Origin of the sequence: Shewanella sp. BJSY2023SW001 (genome assembly GCF_047314685.1) — a bacterium.
GTDB classification, from domain to species: domain Bacteria; phylum Pseudomonadota; class Gammaproteobacteria; order Enterobacterales; family Shewanellaceae; genus Shewanella; species Shewanella indica.
On record NZ_JBKORF010000042.1, the window covers coordinates 108,446 to 120,630 of the forward strand.

At 53.0% G+C, this 12,185-nt stretch carries 9 protein-coding genes; 4 read left to right on the forward strand and 5 right to left on the reverse strand.

Annotation, left to right across the window (positions count from 1 at the left end; translation table 11 throughout):
- Positions 1-123 precede the first annotated feature (123 nt).
- Positions 124-1,107 carry an MDR family oxidoreductase gene (locus ACMHXH_RS10280; protein ID WP_101096561.1) on the reverse strand — a complete coding sequence of 328 codons (984 nt, stop codon included), beginning with the start codon at positions 1,105-1,107 and terminating at the stop codon, positions 124-126.
- A 208-nt stretch (positions 1,108-1,315) separates the two neighbouring features.
- Positions 1,316-3,118 (reverse strand): sigma-54-dependent Fis family transcriptional regulator, encoded by a 1,803-nt coding sequence (locus ACMHXH_RS10285; RefSeq protein ID WP_335911665.1) that lies wholly within the window; start codon positions 3,116-3,118, stop codon positions 1,316-1,318.
- Positions 3,119-3,365: 247 nt separating this feature from the next.
- Here ACMHXH_RS10285 and ACMHXH_RS10290 point away from each other — a divergent pair, with 247 nt between their 5' ends.
- From ACMHXH_RS10290 to ACMHXH_RS10300, 3 genes are all read left to right on the forward strand, one after another.
- The gene (locus tag ACMHXH_RS10290; RefSeq protein ID WP_144361461.1) at positions 3,366-4,886 is read left to right on the forward strand and encodes an aldehyde dehydrogenase family protein; all 1,521 of its coding nucleotides are present in this window, start codon (positions 3,366-3,368) and stop codon (positions 4,884-4,886) included.
- Positions 4,887-5,082: 196 nt separating this feature from the next.
- On the forward strand, positions 5,083-7,947 hold the full coding sequence (locus ACMHXH_RS10295; protein WP_083399802.1) for a TonB-dependent receptor plug domain-containing protein: 2,865 nt from the start codon (positions 5,083-5,085) through the stop codon (positions 7,945-7,947).
- Between the two features lie 131 nt (positions 7,948-8,078).
- Entirely contained in the window at positions 8,079-8,543 is a 465-nt protein-coding gene (locus ACMHXH_RS10300; protein WP_025010760.1) for a tRNA (cytidine(34)-2'-O)-methyltransferase, read from the forward strand.
- A 1-nt stretch (position 8,544) separates the two neighbouring features.
- Here ACMHXH_RS10300 and ACMHXH_RS10305 read toward each other — a convergent pair whose 3' ends face one another.
- Both ACMHXH_RS10305 and ACMHXH_RS10310 read right to left on the reverse strand, forming a co-directional pair.
- Positions 8,545-9,084 carry a hypothetical protein gene (locus ACMHXH_RS10305; protein WP_071476348.1) on the reverse strand — a complete coding sequence of 180 codons (540 nt, stop codon included), beginning with the start codon at positions 9,082-9,084 and terminating at the stop codon, positions 8,545-8,547.
- Positions 9,041-9,598: a hypothetical protein gene (locus ACMHXH_RS10310; RefSeq protein WP_071476347.1), complete on the reverse strand. Its 558-nt coding sequence runs from the start codon at positions 9,596-9,598 to the stop codon at positions 9,041-9,043. The genes ACMHXH_RS10305 and ACMHXH_RS10310 overlap by 44 nt, the downstream gene beginning before the upstream one ends.
- A gap of 290 nt (positions 9,599-9,888) precedes the next feature.
- Here ACMHXH_RS10310 and ACMHXH_RS10315 point away from each other — a divergent pair, with 290 nt between their 5' ends.
- The gene (locus tag ACMHXH_RS10315) at positions 9,889-10,896 is read left to right on the forward strand and encodes a hypothetical protein (protein WP_039034725.1); all 1,008 of its coding nucleotides are present in this window, start codon (positions 9,889-9,891) and stop codon (positions 10,894-10,896) included.
- Between the two features lie 131 nt (positions 10,897-11,027).
- On the opposite strand, the gene tuf is transcribed toward ACMHXH_RS10315, so the two are convergent.
- The coding region (gene tuf, locus ACMHXH_RS10320) for an elongation factor Tu (RefSeq protein ID WP_413738001.1) at positions 11,028-12,185 on the reverse strand (1,158 nt) is incomplete at its 5' end.

Below are 12,185 nucleotides of genomic sequence, written 5' to 3' on the forward strand. Positions count from 1 at the left end.
ACTGACTCAATAGAATGAATATAAACATAAAAGCTGGGTTGAAGCCGTATTGCTGGGGCCTAACTGTATTCAGGACAAGTCACAACAAACTGTTGGGGGCCCAGAGGCCCCTTTAGGCGAGGATCAGCCGACTTTAATCAGAGTGCGGCCGCTGATTTCACCTTTAACGATTTGCGCTGCGGCCTCGGGGACCTGCTCCAGAGTGATTTCATGGCAAGCCTCTTGATAGTAACTCTCAGGCAGTAAAGCCACTATCTGCTCCCAGGCAGCGCGGCGCTTGGCGGCCGGGCACTGCACCGAGTCGATTCCCAGTAGGCTGACGCCACGAAGAATAAAGGGCATTACCGTGGTTGGCAGGGCAAAGCCACCCGCCAGGCCGCAAATCGCGGCAACCCCAGCATAATTCAGCTGTGATAATGCGCTGGCCAGCACCTTGTTCCCTACGGTATCCACTACGGCGGCCCAGCGCTGCTTATCCAGTGGTTTGGCATCCTGCTCAAGCTCGCTGCGCTCAATTAAATCGCTGGCGCCAAGCTGCTTGAGCCAGGCCGCATTCTGCTCCAGGCGACCTGTGCTGGCGACAACCTTAAAGCCGAGTTTAGCCAGCAGCGTCACGGCCACCGAGCCGACACCACCACTGGCGCCGGTTACCAGCACCTCGCCATCTTCCGGTTTGATCCCAGCTTGCTGCAACGCTTGTACACACAGCATGGCCGTGAGGCCGGCGGTGCCTATCATCATCGACTTGGCGGCTGTGCAACCCAGTGGCATAGGCACCAGCCAGTCACCCTTGACTCTGGCACGCTCGGCCATGCCACCCCAATGGTTTTCACCAACGCCCCAGCCGGTGAGGATCACTTCATCGCCTGGCTGATAGTCAGGATGGGCCGACTCTCGCACCACACCGGCAAAGTCGATACCCGGTACCATGGGGAATTGACGGATAATCTTGCCAAGCCCGGTCACCGCCAGGCCGTCTTTGTAGTTCAGCGAACTGTAGGCAACATCGACCAGAACATCCCCCTCAGGCAGATCGCTGTCTTGCAACTGAGTGACTTGAGCCTGGGTCCGTTTATCGTTTTGGGTCAATACCAGTGCCTTAAACATGATTACCGCTCCTGCTGTTAAAAATACAAATTCAAGACTAATGGAAAAAAACGCGACGGGACACAAGAGCATTAGCAGAGTGTCGAGGCGTGCAACTCATGGGTTATTTCGCAGCTTGGTTCACATTCGATAATCCCAATCTGTTGCCCTGGCCTCATTACTTGGCTCTACCACTGCGGAATTATTAACGAAATACCAACATCTAAAACTACTTCAGCGCCAACGCCTTAAGCTTACGGTATAGGGTGTTGCGGCTAATCCCCAAGCGGCGTGCCGCTTCACTGACGTTACCATTGCAAGCCAGCCAGGTGTCGCGAATTTGCGTCTGCATTTGGCGGTGCAGATTGTTGCCCGGCGCGGGTACCAAATCGGTCACAGTCTCTTCTGTAGCCACCAAGGTCTGCTGCAGACTTTCAGGCAGCGTTTGCCAGTTGAGTTCAGGGAACTCTTCGGCCATCAAACAGGCTACCTGCATCAGGTTATCCAGCTCCCGTAGGTTTCCCGGCCAATGATATTCCAGCAATCGCTGCTCCAGCAAAGGACACAGGCTTTGGGGCCGAACTCGATAGCGCTGGTGCAATTTGTGGATCAGACGCCGCAGGTCGCTTCGCTGGCGCAATGCAGGCAGTGTGACCTGCAAACCATTGAGCCGGTAATAGAGATCGGCGCGAAAGGCCCCCTGCTGCACCAATGCCGGTAAGTCCATATGAGTGGCGGCAATCACCTGAATGTCGACGCTATGTGCCTGATTACTGCCAATGGGCACCACCTCGCGCTCCTGCAACACCCTAAGCAAACGGCTCTGGGCCGCCAGGGGCATCTCGCCTATTTCATCCAGAAACAGGGATCCCTGGTGCGCCTGACGTATTTTGCCGACATATCCCTGCCTGGAAGCTCCGGTAAAGGCACCCGCCTGATAACCAAACAGCTCTGATTCCACCAGCTCCGCCGGGATCGCGGCGCAGTTAACCGCCACAAAAGGCTGCTGATGCCTGGAACTTTGCACATGCAGCTGTTTGACAAACTGCTCCTTGCCCACTCCGGTTTCCCCGAGGATCAGCAAAGGGATATTTCGTACCAACACCTTACGCGCCTGCTGCCAGGCTTGATCCAACCTGGGTTCTTTAAAAGCAGCGCTGCTTTCTCTGCTCTGGCTTTCTCGGCTCTGGCTCGCTCGAACCACAGGCTTGGTATGTTGAGGCTGCTCCAACGCCTGGGTTCTGAACACCAATCCCTGCTGCAAGCGGCCGCTGCCCCGGCTCAATACCTGAGGGGACAAGGCCTGGTGAATTTGGCCCAGGTTGATGCCTTTGAGTAGTTGCCTTGCCATAGGGTTGGCGCCCAGCACCCGTCCATCAAGGTCGAGCACCAACACGCCTTGCCAACCTGAATGCAGCAGGGCCTGCTGCGGCGCCAGATCCAATCGAACAGCAGCGCCGGGAAGTCGGCACAATAAGGCCAGCTCCAACTGCTGCGCCAAACTGGACACCAAAATGGCTGTCTTTGGGGTATGGATTTGCTGCTCACTGGTGATATCCAAGGCTCCCAGCAACTCACCGTCCGGGGAGAACAGCGGGCTGGCGGTGCAACTCATAAATCTGTGGCTCTTGATAAAGTGCTGCTCACCGATAACCGAAACACACTGGCGTTCGCTGAGTGCCGCGGCTATGGCATTGGTTCCCTTGTATTGCTCCAGCCAGTTGACCCCGGTATCCAGGGCAATATTGGCCAGCTTTTGTGAGTAGCGGCTCACGCCCCAGTGCTGCAGCACAAAACCTTGAGGATCCGAGAGGATGAGCCGACTCTGGGTTCGCCCCATAAGTTGATTGAACAGTGGCAGAGCACTGTGCTCCACGGCTTGCAGCAGCCGGCCATGGCGCTGGCGCCGCTCATCAAGAGCAGCAGTATTGAGCCTGAGTTCATCGGGTATGGCAGCGGGATTGAGCCCAGCCCCCTGGCAACGTTGCCAGGAAGCCGATAACCAGGATTGGGAATGGGTCTTGAGTGTCATAGCCCTGCTCCATTCTGGTACACCTGTGTGTACCTTTTTGCCACAGTTTGCGCGATAGACAACTCGAGTACCCGGCACCACGCCAAGATACAGCAATCGCAAATTTAGTTTTTCATCATACTGTTAGCACAATAAATGAACAAGCAGGCTAACACTGGCCCGGCCTTTGCGTTTACCTGAGCCAAGGCCGCTGTGGCCGAACAGATAAATACAAGAAAAACCTTTCAACAAGACGAGGAAACTCACCATGATTTATGCCCAACCCGGCACTCAGGGTGCCCTGCTGCAGTTCAAGGACAAGTACGACAATTTTATTGGTGGAAAGTGGCTCGCGCCGGTTGGCGGACAATACTTTGATAACCGTACCCCGGTCACCGGCGAAGTCTTCTGTCAGGCCGCCCGCTCTGATGCCCGGGATATCGAGCTGGCGTTGGATGCGGCCCATGCCGCCAAAGAGAGCTGGGGTAAGACTTCAGTCACCGAACGGGCCAATCTGTTACTGCGCATTGCCGATCGAGTAGAGCAGAGGTTGGAGATGCTGGCAGTGGCCGAAACCTGGGAAAACGGTAAGGCGGTCAGGGAAACCCTCAATGCCGATTTACCCCTGTTGGTGGACCACTTCCGTTACTTTGCCGGCTGTATTCGCGCGCAGGAAGGCAGTGCTGCCGATATTGATGCCACCACGGTCAGCTATCACTTTCCCGAACCTTTGGGCGTGGTTGGGCAGATCATTCCCTGGAACTTTCCACTCTTGATGGCGGCCTGGAAGATAGCCCCGGCACTGGCGGCCGGCAACTGTATCGTACTCAAGCCGGCGGAGCAGACACCGGTTTCCATCATGGTACTGCTGGAGCAGATTCAAGATTTGCTGCCTGCCGGGGTGCTTAATGTCGTCAACGGCTTTGGCGCCGAGGCGGGTCAAGCGTTGGCCACCAGCAAACGCATCGCCAAGTTGGCTTTCACGGGGTCAACCGAAGTGGGTTATCACATACTCAAGTGCGCCGCCGAGTCACTGATCCCCTCGACCGTTGAGCTGGGCGGAAAATCCCCCAACATCTATTTCGCCGATGTCCTGGAACAGGAAGACGACTATCTGGATAAGGCGGTCGAAGGCATGTTGCTGGCCTTTTTCAACCAGGGTGAAGTCTGCACCTGCCCCAGCCGGGTACTGATCCAGGAGTCCATCTACGACAAGTTTATCGAGCGGGTCATCGCCAGAGCCCAGAGTATCAAACAGGGAGATCCGCTGGATACCGACACTCAGGTCGGCGCTCAAGCGTCACAGGAGCAGTTTGACAAGATTCTCAGCTATCTGGAAATTGGCCGCAATGAAGGCGCCAAAGTACTGCTTGGCGGTCAGGCCAACAGCCTGCCGGGTTCCCGGAGTCAGGGCTATTATGTTACCCCGACAATACTCAGCGGCCATAACCGGATGCGGGTATTTCAGGAGGAGATCTTTGGCCCAGTGGTGGCTGTAACCACCTTCAAAGATGAAGCAGAAGCACTCAGCATTGCCAACGACACTCAGTATGGTTTGGGTGCCGGCGTCTGGACCCGGGATATGAATCGGGCACAGCGTATGGGGCGGGGGATCCAAGCAGGACGAGTCTGGATCAACTGCTATCATGCCTATCCGGCACATGCCGCTTTCGGAGGATACAAGAAGTCAGGTATCGGCCGGGAGACCCACAAAATGATGCTGTCTCACTACCAAAATACCAAAAATCTGCTGGTGAGTTACTCCACCAGTCCCTTGGGTTTCTTCTAAATCAAACACAGTCAAAACAAGCCCGGCTTCTGTCGGGCTTTTCATTGCACAAAACTAATGCATTAAATTAACATTTGCGAATACAAAGAATATCAACAGATCAACTATTGAAAGAGATTTTCACAAATACTAGTATTGTTTAGCTACAACAAGAAACATAAATAACAATATCTAAACAATTTCATAGGGAGTTGGTATGTTAAAAGAGAAATTGCTGGCGAACGCCATTCGCTTTTCACTTTTTGCAGCAACGGGTTTTGCTTCTCTGGCAGTGGCCTCTCCGGCCATGGCAGAGGAACAAAATGAGCAGCAGATTGAAAAAATCCAGGTAACAGGTTCACGCATTATGCGTGAGGGCGCTATTGCCCCCAGCCCGGTTACCGTTATTTCGGGCGAGTCTCTGATTAAAACAGGGGCCGTTAACATAGGTGAAGCACTCAACGAACTGCCAGCTCTGGCAAACACTTACTCACTGGCCAACTCGGGAAGCTCTATCGGTACTGCCGGTCTGAACTTGTTGGATCTGCGTGGCATGGGCGCAGCCAGAACCCTGGTACTGGTCGATGGCAAGCGTCATGTGGCCAGTAGCCCAGGCACATCCTCTGTCGACGTGAACACCATTCCAACCGAATGGGTCGATAGTGTTGAAATCATCACTGGTGGCGCCTCGGCGATTTACGGTGCCGATGCGGTTACCGGTGTTGTTAACTTCAAGATGAAGAAGAAGATTGAAGGCTTCTCAGCCTCTGCTGCCGCCGGTATTGCCGATGACAGCGACTACAATAACCAGCGCTTCAGTCTGGCCTATGGTTCCAACTTTGATAATGATCGCGGTAACGCGGCTATCTCGGTCGAATACTCACAGCAAGATCGCCTCGGAATGCTGGAACGTGACCAAACAGCGGTTTCTTGGAGCGAGCTCAATAATACTATCGATGACAGCACTGTTAAGCAGCTGCTGCCAAATGCCGGTTACTGGGGGATCAATAATGCCGGTGTTGTTGGCTTCTATGGCGGAACACCGGGTTATTATAGCTTCAACCCGGACGGTACTCCGAAAACTATTGGTCTAGGTGAAATCACGGACGGTATAAAATGTGCCGGTGAGGGTTGTGACTATATCAACCTGCGTCAGTGGGAAGAACTGCAGCCCGAGTTTGATCGTACCACCATCAACTTCAAGACCAACTATGACTTTACCGATAACCTGAACGGTTATTTCGAGGCTAAGTGGAGCCGAACCAATGCCACCACTTCAGGGCAACCGGCGTTCTTCTTCTTCAGAGATGACTATACGACAGTAACCCGTGATAACCCCTACGTTTCCGATGAACTTGGCGCTTTGATGGATCAGGTCGGCTCAGACTCTGTGGTAGTCAACCGCTTTATGTCGGATCTGGGTCCCCGCACCGAAGATGATGAGCGTACCACCCAAAGGTATGTGCTCGGTCTAAATGGTATAGTGCTGGAAGATTGGGAGATGGAAGCCTATGCCATCTATGGTCAGACAGAGCAGACCCGTACCAATTACAACAACTTGATCTATAAAAATTTCCAGCAGTCTGTAGATGCTATTCGCGATCCTGTCAGCGGCGAAATTGTCTGTCGTGACACAGATGCCCAGGCCGCAGGTTGTGTGCCCGTCAATCTGTTTGGTGACGGAGCGGTAACCCGCGAAGCTGCCGACTGGTTCAGTACTACCACTACAGGTAAATTCAAAATCGAGCAGTATGTAATCGGCGGCTCTATGTCCAACTCTGCCCTGTTTGAGCTGCCTGCCGGTATGGTAGGTTTCGCTTCCGGTATCGAATACCGCAAGGAAAAGAGTCAGAACAACGAAGATCCATTTGCCGCTACCGGCGCCACCTTCTTTAACGCCCTGCAGAGTGAAGGCGGTGATTTCGATGTCAAAGAAATCTATGCCGAGATCTCTGTGCCGCTGCTGGAAGACCTACCTGGTATCCAGAACCTGACTCTGGATGGCGCGGTCCGCTACGCTGACTACTCCACCATTGGCGATGCTACCAGTTGGAAGTTGGGTCTGGACTGGACCATCATAGATTCGCTGCGCCTGCGTTCGACTCTGTCTACCGCTCTGCGCGCCCCTAACATCAGCGAATACTATGGTGCCCAAGGTCAGAACTTCTTCAATGTTGATGACACCTGTAAAACCAGCGAACTGGCCAAGGTAACTCCAGAGCAACGAGCGATTCGTGCTGCCAACTGCGCCGCACTCGGGGTACCAACTGATTTCGATTCCAGCTATGACAGCGCAACCCTCGAAGGGGTTTCCGGTGGTAATGACCAGTTGGAGCCTGAAGAGTCTGACAGCTACACTGTCGGTCTGGTTTATCAGCCTTCATTCGTTGAAGGTCTGGTGATGACGGTGGATTACTGGAACATTGAAATCACAGATGCTATCGCCAATATCGCTGCTCAGGATATTATCAATCGCTGTATCGACTCCCCCACAGGGGTCAACAACCAATACTGTGATTTGCTCACCCGTGACGCCACCTCACACGAGATCACTAACATCACTCAGATTGTGCAGAATATAGCCAAGCAGGAAGCCTCAGGGGTCGACTTCGAAATCGGTTATGACTTCCCGCTATTTGGCGGTGACCTGCGCACCAACCTACTGGGTACCTATCTAATCGAGCGCAACGAATATCCCTTCCAGGATGATTCCTCCGATTATGAAGAGTATGCCGGCACGATAGGTGAAGCACAGTGGCAAGGTCAGTTGGTACTGAACTACAGCTACGACGCCTGGAACCTGAACTGGAAGACACGTTATCTGGACTCGGTAGATCTGTATACTCCGCAGTTCAACGCCGACTATGACGTGCCTTACTCCAATGTCATGAGCTATGGTTCATACAGTGTTACCGACTTGTATGCCACCTACACCATGGACAATGGTCTGGAGTTCGGTCTCGGGATAGACAACGCATTCGACCGTGACCTGCCAGGCAGCACCACTGGTACAGGTACCGGCAGCGCCAGCTATGACAACATAGGTCGCTTCTATTACCTGACTGTCAAATACGAGATGTAAGCAATTACCTCGCCTGAAAAAGCCCCTTAAGGGGCTTTTTTACTTTCTAGCGACTTTGCATTCTCACTGAGAGAGTACACTCCTTAGCGGAATGGTATAATGCCCGCATCTGCATGCAATAAGGTCAACCCGTGTTCCACATCGCCCTCTATGAACCCGAAATTGCCCCCAATACCGGCAACATTATCCGTCTCTGCGCCAACAACGGCTGCGAGCTACACCTGATAGAGCCTTTGGGTTTTGATCTGGAAGAGAAAAAACTGCGCCGGGCCGGGCTGGATTATGGCGATCTGACCCGGGTAAACCGCTACCCGGATTTCCCGCATTTTCTCGCGGCCATGGCGGGCAAACGTATTTTGGCTTGCACCACCAAAGGCAGCCGGCCACATTCTGAGCTCGAGTATCGGCAAGGGGATGTGCTTTTGTTTGGCCCAGAGAGCCGTGGCCTGCCTCAGGAAATATTGCAGAGCATTGCTGCAGAGCACAGACTGAGGATCCCTATGGTGCCCTCTAGCCGCAGCCTGAACCTTTCCAACGCAGTGGCTATCATCAGCTATGAAGCATGGCGTCAACAGGGTTTCAGCGGCGCTAAATAAATCAGCGATGTTGCAGTGAGATGGCTCTGTAGGTTTGATAGCTATCCGAGTCCTCATCCAGATAGTGCAGATTCTGGCGCCAGAGCCAGCCGTCATTGTCGGCTTCGAATAGCAGTTGGATCAGCGCCGGACGTCCACCGGACCGCCCTTCACCCAGCAGGGAAAATCCGCCGCCCTGATGGTAAAGGGTGAAGGATTGAAAGCGTTCTTCGGTCACACCGTCAAAGTACCAGAGCCCCACACTGGGATCTTGGTCTCGAAACCACCAGGTTTCACTCAGGGGGTGGCGCACGCCCTCACTGACGCTGAGTAACAACTGTCGCTTATCTTTACTGCAGATGGCATCCAGGCTGAGCTCCTTCGGGGTTTGCCCCCTTTGGGCGCCATCCCCCTGCCAATGGCCATTGAGCGCTTCACAGAATTGGCTAAAGGAGGCCTTGCCGGCCCAGGCGGGTTGCCAGGCCAGAGCCAGGGAAATAATAAACAGGCGTAGAAAGTCAGAAGAGTTCGATATGGTTGTTGTTTTGCTTGAGATGTTCATCTTGATACTGGCTCAAAGCCTCGTGTAGTGGCATTCCCTGCAGCACAAGATCAAACATTTTGCGTTCACAGTCCAGCGAGTATGTCGACTTAATCGTACGCTGTAACATTTTCCAGGCATGTTCCGAGGTGCGACTATGCTCATCCCGCAGAACTTCTTCAGTCAGCGCCAGCCCGGTCACCACATGGTTGAGCCTTTGTGACAGACGATCATAGAACTGAAAAGCTACTATGCCTTCATTGACCTTACCGGCCAGATGGCGACCGTGATCAAGGATCTCGGCCGGAGTATTCTCCTGAGTTTCCAACCAGGCATTCACCTCACGCAATTGCTCCGCCATGTCGGTAAACAGACTCCCTAAACCGGTGACATTGTGTTCACCGTCAGTCAGGGTCAACTCTATCTGGGCTATCGACAACAACAAGAGTTTTACCGTTTCCGAGATATGCAGCCATTGGGCCGAATCGAGTACATCCAGAGTCGTGGGCGTTTCGAGCCGCTTGTTATTTGTCATGGGGATCTCTGTGGCTGAGTAGCAGGCATAAAGAAGTTTAGGACATAAAACGCCTTTTGCCTCTTTCCTGGCGCGCCGGCAAACTGCTACCCGCTGTCGTGACTATGAGTTAATGCCCGGGGCGTTAGTGCCCGGGAGCTTTTGAACTCCGCCAAGTCCCACAGTCGAATAGCGCCTGGAACAGATCAAAGTTTCCCGATAAACAGGTCGATAAATTTCTGTTTTCGTAGCAGATCTATTGCACAGTTTCTGCGACAATCAATGCCAATGCTGTTATTGCCGGAGATCTCATGCACAGACTCAAGAGCCGTATCATCAGAGAGTGGGATTTCAACCACAAAGGCTGGTTACTGGAGGCTGCCCGCTTCCTGGCCCCAGAACTACTGGCGTTAACTCTGTGGGATGAGTCTGAGGGTAAGCCGCTGCTGGCCATTTGGCCTACCGAGGCCGACTCCCCCAGCTTGCTGCTGGATCTCACTCAATTTAAGGGGCATCCCCAGGTCTGCCTCTGGCATCAACAACTCACCTTGGTGGATGAAACCGGGCTCTGGATCTGGCAGTCACCGGCAGAAGATCAGGCGCAGCACTACCCCTTTGCCAATCCGGACGTGCTTTCCATGACTGTGGAGCAGCAACACTTCCACTTTCTGCCATTGCAGCTTTGTCCGCTGGATGACAACCAACTGCTACTGCGAATGAGTTCCCCCAATACCCGTAAGGGCCGAGCCATTTCCTGGCTATTTATCAAAGACGATCACTGTCACTTGGTCAACAGATACAAGGAGCCGGACGAACCTGAGCTCACCGCCTTAAAGCCAGGCAGCCCACTCTGGCTTGAAGCGATCCAGGTCTGTGACAAACAGATTTTCTGCCTCTGTCAGGGGCAATCGGCACCAGGCACTCAAGATACTATATTGGCAGAATACAAATATGGCCTGCCGGATAGCCTCTTGGGCAAGCTTTCCAAAATGCTCGGCAGTGGTCAGGAAAAAGATCTTCTATTGCAGTCGTCTCGCCGTCTGGCGCCAGGCAGCGCCCGCTTCAGCAATTGTGGGCCACAGTTGTGGTTAAGAACCAAGGGTAACAATCGTTTCGAGTGCCATTCACTGACCGAGGAGCAAAGCGCCTTTGAACTGGCACTAACCCAGGTTCAAAGTCTCGGTGACATCAAACCATCCAAGGCTCAGGTGAGCTTTATGAATAACAAGCTGTTTTTAGTGCACGACAAGCGCAGGTTGAATTTATGTGCAATTCAGGCTCGTAACCCTGTGAGCCCTTTAAATGAAGGTACAGCTTAAGGCAGAAATCCTCTATCCCGGATTAATTAAGCGTTGGCGCATAAAAGGAAGGAAGCAAAGCGTGTAAGTAACTTGGTTATAAAACAAAAAAGGAAGCCGAAGCTTCCTTTTCAAAGTAACCTATCTCGCAATTAAGCGATGATCTTGGCTACAACACCAGCACCAACTGTACGGCCACCTTCACGGATTGCGAAGCGCAGACCTTCGTCCATCGCGATTGGGCAGATCAGAGTAACAACCATCTTGATGTTGTCGCCTGGCATTACCATCTCTACGCCTTCTGGCAGTTCGATAGTACCGGTCACGTCAGTTGTACGGAAGTAGAACTGTGGACGGTAGCCTTTAAAGAATGGAGTGTGACGACCACCTTCTTCTTTAGACAGTACGTAAACTTCTGATTCGAACTTGGTGTGTGGAGTGATTGAACCAGGCTTAGCCAGTACTTGACCACGCTCTACTTCATCACGCTTGGTACCACGCAGCAGGATACCGCAGTTCTCACCGGCACGACCTTCGTCCAGCAGCTTACGGAACATTTCTACACCAGTACAGGTAGTCTTGGTAGTGTCGTGGATACCCACGATTTCTACTTCGTCACCAACTTTGATGATACCGCGCTCTACACGACCTGTTACTACAGTACCGCGACCAGAGATTGAGAATACGTCTTCGATAGGCAGCAGGAATGGCTTATCGATATCACGCTCTGGCTCAGGGATGTAAGAATCCAGTGCTTCAGCCAGTTCGATGATCTTGGCTTCCCACTGAGCGTCGCCTTCCAGAGCTTTCAGAGCTGAGCCCTGAATTACTGGCAGGTCATCACCTGGGAAATCGTACTCAGACAGCAGTTCACGAACTTCCATCTCTACCAGTTCCAGCAGCTCTTCATCGTCTACCATGTCACACTTGTTCATGAATACGATGATGAAAGGTACACCTACCTGACGAGACAGCAGGATGTGCTCACGAGTCTGTGGCATTGGGCCGTCAGTAGAAGCTACTACCAGGATTGCGCCGTCCATCTGGGCAGCACCGGTGATCATGTTTTTAACATAGTCAGCGTGACCTGGGCAGTCTACGTGAGCGTAGTGACGAGTTGGAGTGTCATACTCGATGTGAGAGGTATTGATGGTAATACCGCGCTCACGCTCTTCTGGAGCGTTATCGATCGCTGCGAAGTCACGAGCCTCACCACCGTAAGTCTTAGACAGTACAGTTGAGATAGCAGCAGTCAGAGTGGTTTTACCATGGTCAACGTGACCAATGGTGCCCACGTTAACGTGGGGCTT

Coding starts and splice junctions, on each gene's coding strand:
- ACMHXH_RS10280 (WP_101096561.1), bottom strand. CDS start 1,107: ATGTTTAAGGCACTGGTATTGACCCAAAACGATAAACGGACCCAGGCT.
- ACMHXH_RS10285 (WP_335911665.1), bottom strand. CDS start 3,118: ATGACACTCAAGACCCATTCCCAATCCTGGTTATCGGCTTCCTGGCAA.
- ACMHXH_RS10290 (WP_144361461.1), top strand. CDS start 3,366: ATGATTTATGCCCAACCCGGCACTCAGGGTGCCCTGCTGCAGTTCAAG.
- ACMHXH_RS10295 (WP_083399802.1), top strand. CDS start 5,083: ATGTTAAAAGAGAAATTGCTGGCGAACGCCATTCGCTTTTCACTTTTT.
- ACMHXH_RS10305 (WP_071476348.1), bottom strand. CDS start 9,084: ATGAACATCTCAAGCAAAACAACAACCATATCGAACTCTTCTGACTTT.
- ACMHXH_RS10310 (WP_071476347.1), bottom strand. CDS start 9,598: ATGACAAATAACAAGCGGCTCGAAACGCCCACGACTCTGGATGTACTC.
- ACMHXH_RS10315 (WP_039034725.1), top strand. CDS start 9,889: ATGCACAGACTCAAGAGCCGTATCATCAGAGAGTGGGATTTCAACCAC.